The organism is Dyella ginsengisoli LA-4 (genome assembly GCF_000334915.1).
Classification (GTDB): domain Bacteria; phylum Pseudomonadota; class Gammaproteobacteria; order Xanthomonadales; family Rhodanobacteraceae; genus Dyella_A; species Dyella_A ginsengisoli_A.
In genome coordinates, this window is the sequence record NZ_AMSF01000010.1 from 1 (window position 1) to 15791 (window position 15791).

At 68.7% G+C, this 15791-nt stretch carries 16 protein-coding genes; 10 read left to right on the forward strand and 6 right to left on the reverse strand.

The annotated features are described in order from the left end of the window. Positions 1 to 58 precede the first annotated feature (58 nt). A complete protein-coding gene (locus tag C693_RS0101450) occupies positions 59 to 289 on the reverse strand; it encodes a hypothetical protein (RefSeq protein WP_017460467.1) in 231 nt (76 codons plus the stop codon). A gap of 207 nt (positions 290 to 496) precedes the next feature. Here C693_RS0101450 and C693_RS0101455 point away from each other — a divergent pair, with 207 nt between their 5' ends. The 3 genes from C693_RS0101455 to C693_RS0101465 all read left to right on the forward strand — a co-directional run bounded on the left by C693_RS0101455 (position 497) and on the right by C693_RS0101465 (position 2817). Beyond that, positions 497 to 1453 (forward strand): ABC transporter ATP-binding protein, encoded by a 957-nt coding sequence (locus tag C693_RS0101455; protein ID WP_017460468.1) that lies wholly within the window; start codon positions 497 to 499, stop codon positions 1451 to 1453. Continuing rightward, positions 1453 to 2214, forward strand: a complete 762-nt coding sequence (locus C693_RS0101460; protein WP_017460469.1) for an ABC transporter permease — start codon at positions 1453 to 1455, stop codon at positions 2212 to 2214. The genes C693_RS0101455 and C693_RS0101460 overlap by 1 nt, the downstream gene beginning before the upstream one ends. Positions 2215 to 2298: 84 nt before the next feature. Beyond that, on the forward strand, positions 2299 to 2817 hold the full coding sequence (locus C693_RS0101465; RefSeq protein ID WP_017460470.1) for a PH domain-containing protein: 519 nt from the start codon (positions 2299 to 2301) through the stop codon (positions 2815 to 2817). 61 nt (positions 2818 to 2878) lie between these two features. On the opposite strand, the gene C693_RS22440 is transcribed toward C693_RS0101465, so the two are convergent. Continuing rightward, positions 2879 to 4153 carry a peptidoglycan-binding domain-containing protein gene (locus C693_RS22440; protein ID WP_017460471.1) on the reverse strand — a complete coding sequence of 425 codons (1275 nt, stop codon included), beginning with the start codon at positions 4151 to 4153 and terminating at the stop codon, positions 2879 to 2881. An 89-nt stretch (positions 4154 to 4242) separates the two neighbouring features. Next, complete coding sequence (locus C693_RS0101475) at positions 4243 to 4755, reverse strand: hypothetical protein (RefSeq protein ID WP_157798531.1); 513 nt, start codon at positions 4753 to 4755, stop codon at positions 4243 to 4245. Between the two features lie 382 nt (positions 4756 to 5137). On the opposite strand from C693_RS0101475, the gene C693_RS0101480 reads away from it, so the two are divergent. After that, the gene (locus C693_RS0101480; RefSeq protein ID WP_017460473.1) at positions 5138 to 6706 is read left to right on the forward strand and encodes a glycoside hydrolase family 30 protein; all 1569 of its coding nucleotides are present in this window, start codon (positions 5138 to 5140) and stop codon (positions 6704 to 6706) included. Between the two features lie 19 nt (positions 6707 to 6725). On the opposite strand, the gene C693_RS0101485 is transcribed toward C693_RS0101480, so the two are convergent. Further along, a complete protein-coding gene (locus tag C693_RS0101485; RefSeq protein ID WP_017460474.1) occupies positions 6726 to 7646 on the reverse strand; it encodes an AraC family transcriptional regulator in 921 nt (306 codons plus the stop codon). A gap of 104 nt (positions 7647 to 7750) precedes the next feature. Here C693_RS0101485 and C693_RS0101490 point away from each other — a divergent pair, with 104 nt between their 5' ends. After that, a complete protein-coding gene (locus tag C693_RS0101490; RefSeq protein ID WP_017460475.1) occupies positions 7751 to 8491 on the forward strand; it encodes an SDR family oxidoreductase in 741 nt (246 codons plus the stop codon). Positions 8492 to 8607: 116 nt separating this feature from the next. After that, entirely contained in the window at positions 8608 to 9012 is a 405-nt protein-coding gene (locus tag C693_RS0101495) for a VOC family protein (RefSeq protein ID WP_017460476.1), read from the forward strand. Between the two features lie 64 nt (positions 9013 to 9076). On the opposite strand, the gene C693_RS0101500 is transcribed toward C693_RS0101495, so the two are convergent. Continuing rightward, the gene (locus C693_RS0101500) at positions 9077 to 9769 is read right to left on the reverse strand and encodes a hypothetical protein (RefSeq protein ID WP_017460477.1); all 693 of its coding nucleotides are present in this window, start codon (positions 9767 to 9769) and stop codon (positions 9077 to 9079) included. 217 nt (positions 9770 to 9986) lie between these two features. Here C693_RS0101500 and C693_RS0101505 point away from each other — a divergent pair, with 217 nt between their 5' ends. The 4 genes from C693_RS0101505 (at position 9987) to C693_RS0101520 (ending at position 14994) form a co-directional block, all read left to right on the forward strand. Beyond that, positions 9987 to 10646, forward strand: a complete 660-nt coding sequence (locus C693_RS0101505) for a thiopurine S-methyltransferase (protein ID WP_026107099.1) — start codon at positions 9987 to 9989, stop codon at positions 10644 to 10646. A 407-nt stretch (positions 10647 to 11053) separates the two neighbouring features. Further along, a complete protein-coding gene (locus C693_RS0101510; RefSeq protein ID WP_017460479.1) occupies positions 11054 to 12790 on the forward strand; it encodes a phospholipase C in 1737 nt (578 codons plus the stop codon). A gap of 123 nt (positions 12791 to 12913) precedes the next feature. Next, a complete protein-coding gene (locus C693_RS0101515; protein ID WP_017460480.1) occupies positions 12914 to 14332 on the forward strand; it encodes a cytochrome-c peroxidase in 1419 nt (472 codons plus the stop codon). A gap of 119 nt (positions 14333 to 14451) precedes the next feature. Next, a complete protein-coding gene (locus C693_RS0101520) occupies positions 14452 to 14994 on the forward strand; it encodes a hypothetical protein (RefSeq protein WP_017460481.1) in 543 nt (180 codons plus the stop codon). A 114-nt stretch (positions 14995 to 15108) separates the two neighbouring features. Here the strand turns inward: C693_RS0101520 and C693_RS0101525 are convergent, their stop codons facing one another. Beyond that, a complete protein-coding gene (locus tag C693_RS0101525; RefSeq protein WP_017460482.1) occupies positions 15109 to 15705 on the reverse strand; it encodes an OmpA family protein in 597 nt (198 codons plus the stop codon). Between the last annotated feature and the right edge of the window lie 86 nt (positions 15706 to 15791).

Sequence of the window (15791 nt, forward strand, 5' to 3'; positions counted from 1 at the left end):
CGGCTCCCGGCGCCCCGGCTGCGAGCCGGGCGACGGGCGTGAGGCATGCGCCGCCCTTTCAAGGCGGGGATGCGGTCGTGGTGCCCGTCTGCTGCTGGAGGCGGCGAGCCAGGCCTTCGGCCGCGCCGAGCGCCTGGTCTTCGGTGTCGAAGGTGTCGTCGTCATCGTGCTCGATACGATGCTCGCAGACCTGGACGGAGACCGTGTACTCCCCTTCGTTGAGCTGGCGGACCCATGCGACGTAGGGGCCAAGCTCGGTGTAGCGATCGAATCTGCGGATGGTGGCCATGGTGCGATCACCCCATGCTGTTCGGTCCGTTGATGGTGCGCGCCCCTCCCCGGGGCTGCAAGCCGCTGGCATGAACGGCGTGCGGCTGCACCGACGCATCGCATCGCGTTAGCATGCAGGGCGGCGCGGCCGCCTCGGTGCCGCCATCCCCCTTCCCAGCAGGAACGCCATGAGCATGCACTGCGCAACTCGGCGGGGTATCCGCCGATGACCCGGCTGTCGCCCGAAGTGCCCGCGGGCACCGATCCGATCATCGTCATCAAGGGTCTGGACAAGACCTACGCTTCCGGCTTCCGGGCACTCAAGCCGATCGATCTGGAAATCCGCCGCGGCGAAATCTTCGCCCTGCTCGGCCCCAACGGGGCGGGCAAGACCACGCTGATCAGCATCGTCTGCGGCATCGTCAATCCCGGCAGCGGCTCGATCTCTGTGGACGGCCAGGACGTGGTGCGCGATTTCCGCGCCACCCGTTCGCGCATCGGCCTGGTTCCGCAGGAGCTGACCACCGATGCGTTCGAGACGGTGTGGAACACGGTGAGCTTCAGCCGCGGCCTGTTCGGCCTGCCGCCCAAGCCCGAGCACATTGAACAGGTGCTCAAGGACCTGTCGCTGTGGGACAAGCGCAACAACCGGATCCTCACTCTTTCCGGCGGCATGAAGCGGCGCGTGATGATCGCCAAGGCGCTGTCGCACGAGCCGCGTGTGCTGTTCCTGGACGAGCCCACCGCCGGCGTCGACGTGGAGCTGCGCCGCGACATGTGGAACCTGGTGCGGCGCCTGCGCGACAACGGCGTCACCATCATCCTCACCACGCACTACATCGAGGAGGCCGAGGAGATGGCCGACCGCGTGGGGGTGATCAACAAGGGCGAGCTGATCCTGGTGGAGGAAACCGCCACGCTGATGCACAAGCTGGGGAAGAAGGCGCTGACGCTGCAGCTGCACCAGCCGTTGGCCACCATTCCCACGTCGCTGTCGGACTACCACCTCGCGCTGTCCGCCGACGGCACCGAGCTCACCTACACCTACGACACCCAGGCCGAACGCACCGGCATCACCACCCTGCTCGGCGAGCTCTCCGGTGCGGGCATCCGCTTCCGCGATCTGAGCACCAAGCAGAACACGCTGGAAGAGATCTTCGTCGACCTGGTGAGGAGCCGCTGATGAACTGGCACGCGATCCGCGCCATCTACCGTTTCGAGATGTCCCGCACCCGCCGCACGCTGATGCAGTCGATCGCCTCGCCGGTGCTGTCCACCTCGCTGTACTTCGTGGTGTTCGGCTCGGCCATCGGCTCGCGCATCACCTCGGTGGACGGGGTTCCCTACGGCGCCTTCATCATTCCCGGGCTGATCATGCTCTCGCTGCTGACCCAGAGCGTGTCCAACGCCTCGTTCGGCATCTACTTTCCCAAGTTCACCGGCACCATCTACGAGATCCACTCCGCGCCGATCTCGTTCGTGGAGATCGTCTGCGGCTACGTCGGGGCGGCGGCGACCAAGTCGGTGATCGTGGGCGTGATCATCCTGGCCACCGCGCGATTGTTCGTGGACTACCACATCGCCCATCCGCTGCTGATGACCAGCTTCCTGCTGCTGACCGCGATCACCTTCAGCCTGTTCGGCTTCATCATCGGCATCTGGGCGGACAACTTCGAGAAGCTGCAGGTGATCCCGCTGCTGGTGATCACCCCGCTGACCTTCCTCGGCGGCAGCTTCTACTCCATCCACATGCTGCCGCCGCTGTGGCAGAAGATCACCCTGCTCAACCCGGTGGTGTACCTGGTGAGCGGCTTCCGCTGGAGCTTCTACGACCTGGCCGACGTCAGCGTCGGCATCAGCCTGGCGGCGATCGCCGGCTTCCTGGTCGCCTGCCTGCTGGCGATCGGCTGGATCTTCCGCACCGGGTACAAGCTCAGGAGTTGAGCGATCCGCCGTCGCCGGCCCTTGGCGTGGTCCGGGCGGAGCTAACATGCACCACCGCCCGAACCGCATCCCTGGAACCCACCCATGACCGACGAGATGAAGCGTTGCCCGGCCTGTGCCGAGCTGATCCAGGCGGCGGCACGCAAATGCCGCTATTGCGGCACCGACATCGAGGCGTACGAGGCGGCGCATGCGCCCAGCGTGGAGCAGACGTTGTTCACCGGTCATCCAAAGGTGATCTACACCTTCGGCCAGTACGTGCTGGTGGCATGCACGCTGGGCCTGGCGTGGCTGGTGTACTGGCTGCGCAGCCTGAGCCTGACCTTCACCATCACCACCCAGCGGGTGCGCGTGGAGCGCGGGTTGTTGTCCAAGGCGCAGGACAACGTCGAGCTGTTCCGCATCGACCACTTCGACATCCTCAAGCCGCTGGGCATGCGCCTGCTCGGCCTGTGCCGGGTCACCCTGCATTCGTCCGACGACGAGATGCCGGTGGTCGACCTCTACGGTATCCCCGGCCTGGAAGCGCTGGCCGACACCCTGCGCGAATGCTCGCTGCGCGAGCGCGCCCGTCGGCGGGTGCTGCCGATGGAGCAGATGTAGCGCCCGGTTCCGGACCGGTCGGCGTGCGCGGCCCGCATGCAGCGGAAGACACCGGCCGGCGTCAGGCGATGTGTGGCGTGTCCGCGGCCGGGATGTCGCGCTGCTGAGGCATGGTCTGTGTCGGCAGGGACGGTGTCGGCGCAGCGGTCGCCTCGGACAGTTTCGCCGTGCTCTGCGCCATCGGCGTGTGCACGGCCTGGGCGGTAGGTACGTCCGCGTAGCGCCGAACGCCGTGATCGTTCTGCACGGCGAAGGTGCGTGAACCGTCCTCGCTGATTGCTACCGCGTCGATGCGGGTCAGCCCCTGTGTCTTCGCTTCGGCGGCGAGCGCGGCGGCCAGGTTGCGGCTGAGCTGGTCCGAGCGCCGTCCCATGTCGGCATCGATCTTCTGCACGCCGGCGAGTGCCTGCCGGTACAGCGGGTCGCCCGGCTCGGCGGCTCCGCCTTGCGCAGCCTGGCCGGCGCTGACCGTGGGCCGTGGCGATGCCCGGATGGCCCGCTCCAGCGCGGACTGGGTCTGCGGTCCGGCGATCCCGTCGACGGTGAGGTGATGGTCGCGCTGGAAGGCTTCGACGGCGGTCCGCGTGGCTGGCCCGAAGACGCCGTCGATCGCCAGCGGCCGGCCACCGGTGCCGGTGTAGCCCTGTCCCGCCAGCGCATGCTGGAGATCGCGCACGTGCTCGCCGTGGTCGCCCGGCTGCAGCAGGCCCGCCCCGTCGGCGACACGGCCGCGGTGGGGCGTCTGCAGTGGCGCATCGCCGATCGCCACTGCGCGGAACGCGGCGTCCGGGGACAGGCCGCGGGCGAGGCCGGCGCGATAGTCCTCGCGCATCTGTTCCAGCGCCCGCGCGGTCTCGTGCACGCCGATGCTGGCGCTGTTGGCACCGCCGTAGTGGCTGGCACCACCGCGGTCGGGGTCGCCGAAGCTGGCCCACTCCAGTGCCATCGCCACCTCGGCCGCGTGCAGCGTGGCGTGCGGTTGGCCGGTGACGTAGTCGCGCACCTCGGGGCGTTTATCGGTCACCAGGTACTCGGCAAAGATCCGGTCCTGCAGTTCGGGCGTGAAGCGCTGGTTCGGATCCAGGCCCAGGCTGGCCACCGCGCTGTCCATGGTGTCCGGGATGATCTGGTACAGGCCCACCGCGAAGATCTCGCCGCGATGCTGGCGCGCCTGCACTTCGCCGAGCGTCATGCTGGAAAAGTCGATGGCACGGCTGGAGCCGCGGATGTGCGGCTGGCCGTCGTGGCCGATGTAGGTGCCGCCGTTGTAGTCGTCATAGCCGCGGGCCTGCGATTCGCCGCGGTGGATGAGGTCACGAAGGGGTTGCTGGCTCATGGGGGTCCTTCCCTGGATCGAGTGAGCGGATGTCTGGAGGTGCCGATGATCTCCGGTGCGGTGATCGTCGGCACGGGTTCGGGCATGCGTCAGTGCGGCGCCGCCCCGGACGTGCCGGCCGGTGCCGGTTCGACCTGCCAGCTGGTGATGCGCAGCTGCGACTGGTCGGCAGGCGCGTTCCAGTCGCGCAGCGGGCCGAAGGTGTTGGCACGCATCACGTCATCTGCGTCGCCTTGCCGGAACTGCATCTGGCAATGGCCGTCGCCGCTGCAGGCGCTGAGCTCGGGTATCTCGGTACAGGCGCGGCAGCTGGCCAGTTCCGGATGGGACGAACACAGTTTTTGTGCGTTGCCGCCGACCACGTTGGCCAGGCACTTCGCGTCCGGCAGCGGGCGCCAGCCGTGGTCGAGCATCTGCTTGCGAAAGCTGCCGTAGGCCATGCCGGGGCGCAGCGCACCCTGGGCCACGTTCGTCGGTGCGGAATCGTGGGCCGGGGCGGAGGATCCCGGCGCAGGGGTGCCGGAGGACGGCAGCGGGTGCGCCTGGCAGGCACCGAGGGCCAGCGCCAGCGGGAAGCCAAGCAGGGGGATGAAACGTTTCATGGTGGCGAGCTCCATGCCGGTGGAATCGACGGTCCGTGTGCTGCCGCCATGCAGCGGGTCGACGCTGCGGCAGGCGGCTGCTGCAGAGCATGCCTCAGCCGCCGGCAGCGAAATGCGAGCCAGACCGCGTTGTCGCCGGCTGCCCGGTCTCCCGGTGGATCGCGCGCGCCTGCGCCCGCGCCGCCCCGCAAAGCGGGTGTCCCGGCGCGCCCTTGCGACTTTCCGCGACGCCTGCGGCGATACCGATGCCGGTTCCGTCACGGTGTGCGCGAGGGCCAGTCGACGCCGGCGCGCTTTCGCTGCACTCTTCGATTGCCAGTACTGTGCCAGCGAGGAAATCCACGAGTGAACTGCGCCGTCTCCGACGGATCGTGCGTGCGCCATGGATGAGCATCGGGGCATTCCCGGCTGGCTGCCGGTGGTGGGCTTCGCGCTGATCACCGGCGTTGCGTTGGCCGGTCTGCATGCGACGCGTCAGGAGCCGGTAGCCCAGGCCGCCACGCCCGTGACCCGCACCGCCGACGAGGCGATCCTGCCCACCGTGCAGGTGTGGCTGAGCACGGCCGATCGCCGTGAGCTGCTGGCCCGCCAGCCGGATATCGAGATGATCCCGGGCACGGCGCAGCCGGGCGACGTGGTGGTCGACCCGCACGCCACCTACCAGACCATGACCGGCTTCGGCGCCGCCATCACCGATGCGTCGGCGTGGCTGATCCAGAACCGGATGGACGGCGAGCAGCGTGCGGCCCTGCTGCGCGAGATGTTCGGTCCGCCGCCGGGGCTGAACATGGCCATGACGCGCCTGACCATCGGGGCCTCGGATTTCTCGCCCACGCCCTACACCCTCGACGACATGCCGGCCGGGCAGGTCGATCCGGAGCTGGCGCATTTCAACGTCGGCACCAATCTGCACGATCTGATCCCGACCGTGCGCGAGGCGCTGGCGATCAACCCGCAACTGCGGATCGTCGCTTCGCCGTGGAGCCCGCCGGCGTGGATGAAGACCAGCGGCAAGCTGATCGGCGGCGAGCTGCTGCCGGAGTACGAGAGCGCCTATGCCGACTATCTGGTGAAGTACGTCGACACCTTTCGCGGCTACGGCATCCCGATCTTCGCGCTCACCGTGCAGAACGAGCCGGGTTACGAGCCGGGGACCTATCCCGGGATGCTGATGCCGGCGGCAACGCGGGCCAGCCTGATCGGGCAGTACCTCGGCCCGGCACTGGCCGCGCGCAGACGTCGGGTGCGCATCCTGGCGTGGGACCACAACTGGGACGCGCCGGCCCAGCCGCTGGACGTGCTGGCCGATCCGCTGGCCGCACCCTACGTGTCCGGCGTGGCGTGGCACTGCTACGCCGGTACGCCCTCGGTACAGACCGACGTGCATCGCGCGCACCCGGACAAGGACGCCTACATCACCGAATGTTCGGGCGGCGACTGGGCATCGGCGAAGCACGGCGAGCTGCTGTGGTTCGCGCGCGACCTGCTGCTGGCCGGCATCCGCAACTGGGCGCGCGGCGTCATCTACTGGAACCTGGCGCTGGACGAGAACCACGGTCCGCACGCCGGTGGCTGCGACCTGTGCAAGGGCGTGGTCACCATCGACTCGCAGACCGGTGCGGTGATCCGCAATGACGAGTACTACGCGTTCGCCCATTTCAGCCGCTTCGTGCCGCCGGGCGCGGTGCGGGTGGGCTCGAGCGAGCCGGACAAGGACGTGGTCAACGTGGCGTTCGTGATTCCGGACGACGGCACGATCGTCATGGTCATGGTCAACAGCCGCACCGAGGCCTATGCGGTGAAGGTGGACGAGGGCGACGTCGGTTTCCGCTACACCATGCCCGCGCAGAGCGTGGCCACCTTTGTCTGGCAGCCGGATCCGGTCGGCAGCTGGGCGAGGCGGCTCAAGCGTTGGCTGGGCGATCTTCGCGCCGTGGTGCCGCACGGCTGAGGCGCTGTGCCGGCATCGCTCATTCCGTGCGGTGCGATGCGGCGTGCGATGGCTCGCGCGCGTAGTGCGAGGGCGTGATGCCGACGTGGCGGCTGAAGGCGATGCTGAAGGTGCTGGCCGAGCTGTAGCCGACGCGCTCGGCGACCTCGGCGACGTTGTTTTCGCGACGACGCAGCAGCTGCTTGGCCAGCGCCATGCGCCAGCCGAGCAGGTAGGCCATCGGCGCCACGCCGACGGTGCGGGCGAAGCGCTCGAAGAAGGCCGAGCGCGACAGTGCGGCCTGCTTCGCCAGCTCCGCCACGGTCCAGCGGCGGGTGGGTTGCGCATGCATGGCGCGGATCGCCATCGCCACGCGCTCGTCGGCCAGTCCGCGCACCAGTCCGGGGGAGGCATCCGTGCCGGCGGTGGAGCGCAGCGCCTCGATCAGCAACACCTCCAGCAGGCGGGCCAGCACCACCTCGCGCGCCGGCCGCTGCGCGCGCGATTCCTCACCCACCAGTTTCGTCAGCAGCGCGAGCCGGCGCTCGCCGCGCACGTGCACCAGTTGCGGCAGCAGCGATACCAGCAGGGCGGCGTCGGGCGAGTCGAAACTGCAGTGGCCGACCAGCATGCGCAGATCGGTCGGGCCGTCTTCGCTGCCGATGCGGTACACGCCTTCGGCCTGGGCCACCGGCACGCTGCGGGTGCCGGCCGGCGGCGGCTGGAGGCTGGACATCGTCATGCCCCAGACCGCCGGCACCAACAGGAAGTCGCCGGGCTCGAGAACGATCGGTGAGTGCTCGTCCACCGCGACGCGGCAACCGCCTTCCAGAACCAGACAGTAGAACGGCTGCCCGGTGTCGGAACGCTGCACGTGCCACTGGCCGGCGCCGGCCACGGTCTTGGCGAACCGGGCGGCGGGTTGCAGCAGCGAGACCACCTCGGCGAGGGGATCGGTCATGCCGGACTCCTGGAAAACAAATGTGGACTTATGGTCGTAGATAGTACGGCCTTGGCCACCTATCGTGACGCTCCTGCCTCTTTCCCCGTTCCCAAGGAGCCTCCATGAAGACCGTCCTGATCACTGGCTGTTCGTCGGGCTTCGGCCTGGCCATTGCACGCACTTTCCTCGACCGTGGCTGGCAGGTCGCGGCCACCATGCGCACGCCGCGCGAGGATCTGCTGCCGGTCTCCGACCGCCTGCGCGTGATGCCGCTGGATGTCACCGACCCGGCCAGCATCGACCGCGCGGTGAAGGCGGTCGGGCCGGTCGACGTGCTGGTAAACAACGCCGGCTTCGGTGCCGCGGCACCCTTCGAACTGACCTCGCCGGCACTGGCGCGCGAACTGTTCGAGACCAACACCCTCGGCACGATGGCGCTGACCCAGGCGGTGTTGCCGCAGTTCCGGGCGCGCCAGGCGGGCGTGATCGTCAATGTCACTTCCAGCGTCACGCTGAAGGCGCTGCCGCTGGTGGCGATGTACACCGCGAGCAAGGCGGCGGTGAACGCCTTCACCGAGTCGATGGCGGTGGAACTGGCGCCGTTCGGCATCCGCGTGCATCTGGTGCTGCCGGGCCGTTCGCCGGAAACCCGCTTCGGCGACAACGCGCGTCGTGAAGGCCTGGACCATGACGCCTACGCCGGCATGGTGCAGCAGGTGCTGGCAGGCATGCGCGATGCCTCGGGTCCGGTCACCCATGCCGCCGACGTGGCCGAGGCGGTGTGGTGCGCCGCCACCGATCCCGACTCGCCGATGCGCCTGCCGGCGGGGGAGGATGCGCTGGCCTGGGCGCGGGAGTGTTGAGCGGCGCGGACAGCAAGCGATTGCACGCGGGTGTCGATGTGCGACGTGCTGGCACGTCGGGAGAGTGAGGGAGCGCTGGTGCGCTCCCGGAATTCACCCACCCAGGGAGCCTGCCCATGCAACTGGTCGCTTATCTCAACTTTCCCGGTACCGCGCGCGAAGCGATGGATTTCTACGCCGAGGCGCTCGGCGGCAAGGTCACCCAGCGCTTCACCTACGGCCAGTCGCCGATGGGCGAGCAGATGTCCGAGCCCGATCGCGACAAGGTCATGCACTCGCAGGTGGAGGTCGGCAGCGCGCTGATCATGGGGGCCGACGGTCCGTCGCCGCACGAGGCCGGCAGCACCACGGTCAACGTCATGCCGGACACGCCGGAAGAGGCCGAGCGCATCTTCCATGCGCTGGCTGCCGGTGGCGATGTGACGATGCCGCTGGAGGAAACGTTCTGGGCCCACCGTTTCGGTGCGCTCACCGACCGCTTCGGCAAGCACTGGATGGTGAATTGCCTCAAGTCGATGTGATCGTCTGCGGCGTGGTGTTCGCAGGATGTGGGACTCCCGGCCGCGGGTTCATCGCAGTACGGACTCAGCGTCCGCCGGGCGGGACCAGCAGCGGGTTGCTGCCGGGACCGCCGCGACTGGCCGAGGGGCGACAGCCGTGCTCCCGTTCGACCCGGTCCATATCGTCGTCGGTGATGCCCAGCGTGGCGCGCTCGCGCCTGGACAGGTCGCGCCATTGCGCGAGCTGCAGGCACTTCGGGTCGGCTCCGCCGGTGAGTCCGGCGATCGCCCTGGCCAGGCCGCCCAACCCCTGCGAGCGGGGATCGGTCATGCGGAATACCGGCGCGCCCGGCACGGATGCCTGTCCGGGCAGACGGGGCAGGGACGGCGAGGCGGCTTGCAACCGGCGTCCACCGGGGATGTAGTCCGGCTCCGCCGATGCCGCCGGGAGCGAGGTGATCAGCGGCGGCGTGGCGCGTGTTGGCATCCGCGGCGTCGGCGCTTCCAGGCGCACGGCGGAGCGCGCCCGGCGATGCCGGCGCCTGGCGGCGTACGGCGGGGACGTGTGGAGCAGGTCATGGATGACTTTCGCCGGGGCAGATGTCCTGGCGGGGGCGCGGGTAATCCAGCGCAGGCGGAGCGCATCGTCCATCCGCCGGCTGCGCGGGCGTTCGTGTCGATCCGGCGCCACGGGCACGGTCAGTACCAGCCACGCGGCCAGGTGCAGGGCCAGGGTGAGCGCCAGCGGCACGGCGCGCGCCAGTGCACGCGCGATCACTTTTCGGCGAGAGGCCGCTGAGGCAACCGTGGGTCGTGGTGGGGACATCCGTCTTCCATGGCGGGTGGGCGTCGTTGGGACCGTGCAGGGACGCGGCAAGTTTCCGTGCACGCCGCGACGCGCCTGCCACGGGTTGGCGCTTTGGTCCGCGGTGCACCGCATGGCAGGATCCGCGCTGGCGTCGCAGGCGAGCGGCGCGGATACCGGGGACGATCGCGTGGATCACGAATTCTGGCTGCAGCGCTGGCGCGAGGGCCGCATCGGCTTTCATCAGGACGCGGTGACGCCCTGGCTGCGCGAGTACTGGCCAGGGCTGGATCTGCCAGCGGGCAGCCAGGTGTTCGTGCCGCTTGCGGGCAAGTCGCTGGATCTGGCGTGGCTGGCCGCGCAGGGGCACGAGGTGCTTGGCGTGGAGCTGTCGTCGCTGGCGGTGCAGCAGTTCTTCGACGAGCACGCGCTGGTGCCGCAGGTGAGTGAGTCGCGCTACGGCCGCCACTACCGCGCCGACAGGGTGGAGCTGATCTGCGGCGATGCGTTCGGCCTCGATGACGAAGTGCTTGCCGGCTGCGCTGCGGTGTACGACCGGGCCGCGATGATCGCGCTGCCGCCGTCGCTGCGCGAGCGTTACGCGAGGGGGCTCTACGCGCGGCTTCCGGCTGGCTGCCGCGGCTTGCTGGTCACGCTGGAATATCCGCAGGCGGAGAAGGACGGCCCGCCGTTTTCGGTGCCCGAGGCTGAAGTACGTCAGCGCCTGCGCCACGATTGGCAGGTGATCTCGCTGGCCCGACGGGACATCCTTGCCGACCAGCCTGGCTTCCTCGCCGAGGGTGTGACCGCGCTGGATACGGTCGTTTACCGACTCGATCGCCGCGCCTGAGGCCGATCCGTCTCCGGCGGCACGGACGGCCAACGCGTCCGGCGTCGCCCGGTCGCGTTCTGCCCTGCGTTTGGTGCCGCCACTGACGCCTGGACGGACAAGCGTTTGTCGCAAGGCGCGGTGGGCGCATCACGGCCCATCGATATCGATGCTGCCGCCGCGTGGCGGATCCGCTTTCGGTGCTCGTGCCGGAGTTGCCTCAGCGCGCCGACGGCTTCGGACGGATCGCATTTTCTTGCAGGCGAATCGGCGGCCGGTTTGTCCCGGAAGGTTCACATCCGGCTGCTTGAATCGACGCCGTGGCCGCTGGCGGCGCGCAGGTCCATCGCCACCGGCACGAAGGGGGAATCCAACGACCGGGCCCGTTGGCGGGCCTGCGCTGCCGTCTTCTTTTCAGGAGTCTTCTCGTGCTCAGTCTTCGCATCCTCCGCAAGGCGCTGTTGCCGGCGTCGATGGCCCTCATGGGGCTGGCATTCGCGGCATCTGCCCATCCGGGCCCCGACCATGACGGCTTCGGCCATCCGGGTCATCGCTGGCCGGGACATGGTCGTCACTCGCCGCAGGACGAGGTTCCGACCGCCACGCCGATCAAGCACCTGGTGGTGATCTTCGGCGAGAACCGTTCGTTCGATCACTACTTCGGCACCTATCCGGTGGCTGCCAATCCGGCCGGCGAGCCGGCATTCAGGGCGCGCCGGTGGACGCCCCGGGTGGACGGCCTGTCCGGCGCGCTGCTGACGCAGAACCCGAACAAGCTCAACCCGCTCAACGGCGAAAACGCGGTCAACCCGTTCCGCCTCGATCGCACCCAGGCCAACACCGAAGGCCAGAACCACAGCTACACGCCCGAGCAGCTGGCCTACGACAACGGCAAGGCCGACCTCTTTCCGCTGCACACCGGCAACAACACCGTTTCCAGTACCGGCACGTTCGGCACGCACGGCCTGGTGATGGGCTACTACGACGGCAACACCGTCACCGCGCTGTGGAACTACGCCCAGCACTACGCGATGGACGACAACGCCTACACCGACACCTACGGTCCGTCGACGCCGGGGGCGATCGCGGTGGTGTCGGGCACCAACAACGGCGCGCAGGTCGTGCTCGGCAAGGGCGCCACGATCCCCGACGGCCTCGGTGGCCTCAGCCTGGTCGGCGACACCGACCCGGCCTACGACGTGTGCTCGTCGACCAGCAACACGCTGATGATGAGTTCGAGGAACATCGGCGACCTGCTCAGCGCACACCACCTCACCTGGGGCGGCTTCATGGGCGGTTTCGACCTCACCGCGGTGAACGACAACGGTTCCACCGGCTGCAGGCGCAGCACCTACTCGAGCGTGCTGGCGGCGACCAAGAACGACTACATCCCCCACCACAACTGGTTCCAGTACTACGCCTCCACGTCCAATCCGACCCACGCGCGGCCGACCTCGGTGTCGCTGATCGGCCACGCCGATCCGAAGGACGCCACCGACACGCCGGTGCACCACGAATACGACCTCAACGATTTCTTCGCGGCGGTGTCGGCGGGCAATTACCCGTCGGTGAGCTACCTGAAGATGCCGGCGGTCGGCGACGCCCACCCGGGCAACTCCGATCCGCTCGACGAGCAGCAGTACATCGTCAAGGTGGTGAACTTCCTGATGCAGCAGCCGGACTGGAGAAGCACCGCCATCGTCATCACCTACGACGACTCCGATGGCTGGTACGACCATCGCTATGCCGCGCCGACCACCGCTTCGTTCGATGGCGTCACGCCGGAGGGCTCGGTGACCGGTGCCGACCAGGTCAACGGGCCGGGCGTGTGCAATGCGCCGGGCGCGAGCCAGGGCATCGGCGTCAATGGCGGCCGCGTCAACGGCCGTTGCGGCCCGGGTACGCGCATTCCGTTCCTGCTGATCTCGCCGTACGCGCGGGAGAACTATGTCAGCGACGCGCGCCTGACGCAGTCCTCGGTGGTGCGCTTCATCGAGGACAACTGGCTGCATGGCGAACGCATCGGCCAGGGTTCGAACGACGCCAGCGCGGGCAGCATCATGAGCCTGTTCGACTTCGGCCACCGCTTCGATCCGGCGCCGCGGCTGATCCTGGATCCGGACCAGGGCACGGTGGTGCCGACGCCGCATCCGTGGCACTCGTGACGCCCTGTATTGCCGGTGGATGCTCCCGGCAGGGGTGAGATGTTCCCCGGACCTCCCGGCGATGCCGGGTGGTCCGGGCTGGTCCAGCGCGGAGCGCGATCCGCGCACTGGTTGGACAGGGACATGACCAAGGCTCACTCGATGTATTCCAGCTCTCCGGCGCGGCGGCGCGGTGTGTCCGCGTTGCTGCCGGGGCTGCTGAGTCTGCTCGGCCTGCTCGGTGCCGGCCTGCTGGTGCAACGCACCGCCCGTGCCGGTTCGGCTGCCGACGGCATCAATCCGCACCCGGTGGCGCTGCGCCTGCCGCCGACAGCGCCGCTGAGCGCAGTTGCACGGCTGGGCAAGGCGCTGTTCTTCGACCCGATGCTGAGCGGCTCGGGCCGCCAGTCGTGCGCCTCCTGTCACAGCCCGGCGTTCGGCTACAACCCGCCCAATGGGCGCGTCGTGCAGCCGGGCGGTGTGCACATGAATCAGCTCGGCTTCCGTCCGCCGCCCTCGCTGGCCTACCTGTACCGCCAGCAGCCCTTCGGCATCGGTCCGGATACGGTCGACAACGACGTGCCGGCCAATCTCGACGTGCTGGCCGCTTCGGTCCGCAGCGATCCGCGTGCGAGCAAGTCGGCCGGAACGCGGCCGGCTGCCCCGGCGATGGTGCCGCAGGGCGGGCTGTTCTGGGACGGTCGCGCCGACTCGCTGCAGCGCCAGGCGATCATCCCCATGCTCAACCCGGTGGAGATGGCCAACCGCGACGTGGCCTCGGTGGCGAGGAAGCTGGCACAAAGCCGGTATCGCGCCACCTTCGCGCAATTGTTCGGTCCGGGGATCGTCGACGACCCGGCGCAGCTGGTTGACGAGGCGATGTTCGCCATCGGCCGCTTCGAGCTCGAGGATCCTTCCTTCCATCCGTTCACCAGCAAGTACGACGCCTGGCTCGAAGGCCGGGCGCGGCTCTCGCCGGCGGAGCGGCGCGGACTCGCCGTGTTCAACGATCCGCGCAAGGGCAACTGCGCCGCCTGCCACCTGAGCCGCCCGACCCGCGACGGGCTGCCGCCGCTGTTCACCGACACCCAGTACGAGGCGCTCGGAGTGCCGCGCAACCCGGCGATCCCGGCGAACCGCGACCCGCGTTTCTTCGACATGGGCCTGTGCGGGCCTTTCCGCAAAGACCTCGCCAGGCAGACCCAGTACTGCGGGATGTTCCTCACGCCGACCCTGCGCAATGTGGATCGCCGCCGGGTGTTCTTCCACAACGGCGTCTACCGCACGCTCAGGCAGGTGCTGGAGTTCTACAACCTGCGCGCGGTGGCGCCGCGGAAGATCTATCCGCGCGGCGCGGATGGCCGGGTGGCGATCGACGACGATCTGCCTGCGGCGTATCGCGGCAACATCGACACCGCCGACGCGCCGTTCGATCGCCACATCGGCGATCCGCCGCCGTTGAGCGGGCAGGACATCGATGACCTCATCGCCTTCCTGCACACGCTGGATGATGGCTACGCCACACGGCATGGGTCACGCCGCATGGAGCCGGCGGTGCGGTAGTCCGCATTCCTCGGACCCGGCCCCGGGGTGTCGCCGTCGTCCGTGCCGGTTAACCTGATGGCATGGACCCACGATACCCTGCCGTCGCCCGGCGACGATTCCGTCTCGCCCTGTCTCTCATGGCCCTGCTTACCCTCGGTGGCTGCGCGACCGCACCGCCGCGCAACACCGGCAACCTCTGCCAGGTATTCGACGAATATCCCGGCTGGTACCACGACGCGCGCGATGCGCAGAAGCGCTGGGGCACGCCGGCGAACGTGCTGATGGCGTTCGTGCAGCGCGAGTCCGGCTTTCGCCAGAAGGCGCGGCCCGACCGGCCGTGGTTCCTGTTCATTCCGTTGCCGCGACGCTCGAGCGCGTACGGCTACGCGCAGGCGCAGGACCCGGTGTGGAAGGAGTACCGCAAGGAGAACGGTGGCTGGTTCAAGAGCCGCACCGACATGGAGGACGCGCTGGATTTCCTCGGCTGGTACACCGACCGCATCCACCGCGAGCTGGGGATCTCCAAGTGGGATCCGAAGCACCTCTACATCGCCTACCACGAGGGCATCGGCGGATACCGCTCGGGCCATTGGAAGCGCGATCGCCACCTGCTCGCGACCGCGGACGAGGTGGATCGGCGTGCCCGCGAGTACGGCGCCCAGCTCCGGCGCTGCCGCTGAGGCCAGGACCTCCGCGGTCGCTTGCCCGGGCATGAAAAAGGCGCCTGCAAAGGCGCCTTGCCCGGTGGCCGTCGCGGGATCGCGGGCGATCCCGGGCGGCGACATCGGGGTGGATCAGGAGGTCGGTGCGCTGCTGTTGCCGGCGAAGTCGACCACCAGCGTCACGCGGCGGTTGTTGGCGCCGGCGTCGCGGATCTGGCCTTTCTCCACCTGGCGGTTGCTGGACTCGCCGTAACTGACCGCCCGCACCTTGTCGGCGGACAGACCACCGGTGTTCACCAGGTAATCGCGGACCGAGTCGGCGCGCTTCATGCCCAGGCGCTTGTTGAAGGCGGCCGAGCCGGCCGGGTCGGTGAAGCCTTCGACCGTGATCACCGCATCGGGATGGTGCTGGGTGATGACCTTGGCGAAATCGTCGAGCAGCGGCTTGTCCTGGTCGCGCAGGGTGGCGTCGCCGAAGGCGAAGTGCGCAGCGGTGTCGACGTTGATCCGGCCCTGCATCGCGGTGATCTGCGCGTCGTACTTGGCGAAGCGCTGCTGCATGTCCTGGGTGAGCGCGTCGATCTCCTGCTGCTGCTTCTGGTCGTTGGCGCGAAGCTCGCTGATCGCCGCGTCGAAATCCGCTTTCTTCACGTAGTTGGAACATCCGCCCAGCGCGATTCCCATCAGGCAAAGCGGAACGAGTGCGAGGCGTGCAGTCTTGATGCTCATGGCTTGTCTCCTCATGCATCGGGCCCGTAGCGAGAGGTGGCTCGCATACTTCAGGCCGATCCCGGTGCACCTGCGTCGTCCCCCTG

Coding starts and splice junctions, on each gene's coding strand:
- C693_RS0101450 (WP_017460467.1), bottom strand. CDS start 289: ATGGCCACCATCCGCAGATTCGATCGCTACACCGAGCTTGGCCCCTAC.
- C693_RS0101455 (WP_017460468.1), top strand. CDS start 497: ATGACCCGGCTGTCGCCCGAAGTGCCCGCGGGCACCGATCCGATCATC.
- C693_RS0101460 (WP_017460469.1), top strand. CDS start 1,453: ATGAACTGGCACGCGATCCGCGCCATCTACCGTTTCGAGATGTCCCGC.
- C693_RS0101465 (WP_017460470.1), top strand. CDS start 2,299: ATGACCGACGAGATGAAGCGTTGCCCGGCCTGTGCCGAGCTGATCCAG.
- C693_RS22440 (WP_017460471.1), bottom strand. CDS start 4,153: ATGAGCCAGCAACCCCTTCGTGACCTCATCCACCGCGGCGAATCGCAG.
- C693_RS0101475 (WP_157798531.1), bottom strand. CDS start 4,755: ATGAAACGTTTCATCCCCCTGCTTGGCTTCCCGCTGGCGCTGGCCCTC.
- C693_RS0101480 (WP_017460473.1), top strand. CDS start 5,138: ATGGATGAGCATCGGGGCATTCCCGGCTGGCTGCCGGTGGTGGGCTTC.
- C693_RS0101485 (WP_017460474.1), bottom strand. CDS start 7,646: ATGACCGATCCCCTCGCCGAGGTGGTCTCGCTGCTGCAACCCGCCGCC.
- C693_RS0101490 (WP_017460475.1), top strand. CDS start 7,751: ATGAAGACCGTCCTGATCACTGGCTGTTCGTCGGGCTTCGGCCTGGCC.
- C693_RS0101495 (WP_017460476.1), top strand. CDS start 8,608: ATGCAACTGGTCGCTTATCTCAACTTTCCCGGTACCGCGCGCGAAGCG.
- C693_RS0101515 (WP_017460480.1), top strand. CDS start 12,914: ATGACCAAGGCTCACTCGATGTATTCCAGCTCTCCGGCGCGGCGGCGC.
- C693_RS0101520 (WP_017460481.1), top strand. CDS start 14,452: ATGGCCCTGCTTACCCTCGGTGGCTGCGCGACCGCACCGCCGCGCAAC.
- C693_RS0101525 (WP_017460482.1), bottom strand. CDS start 15,705: ATGAGCATCAAGACTGCACGCCTCGCACTCGTTCCGCTTTGCCTGATG.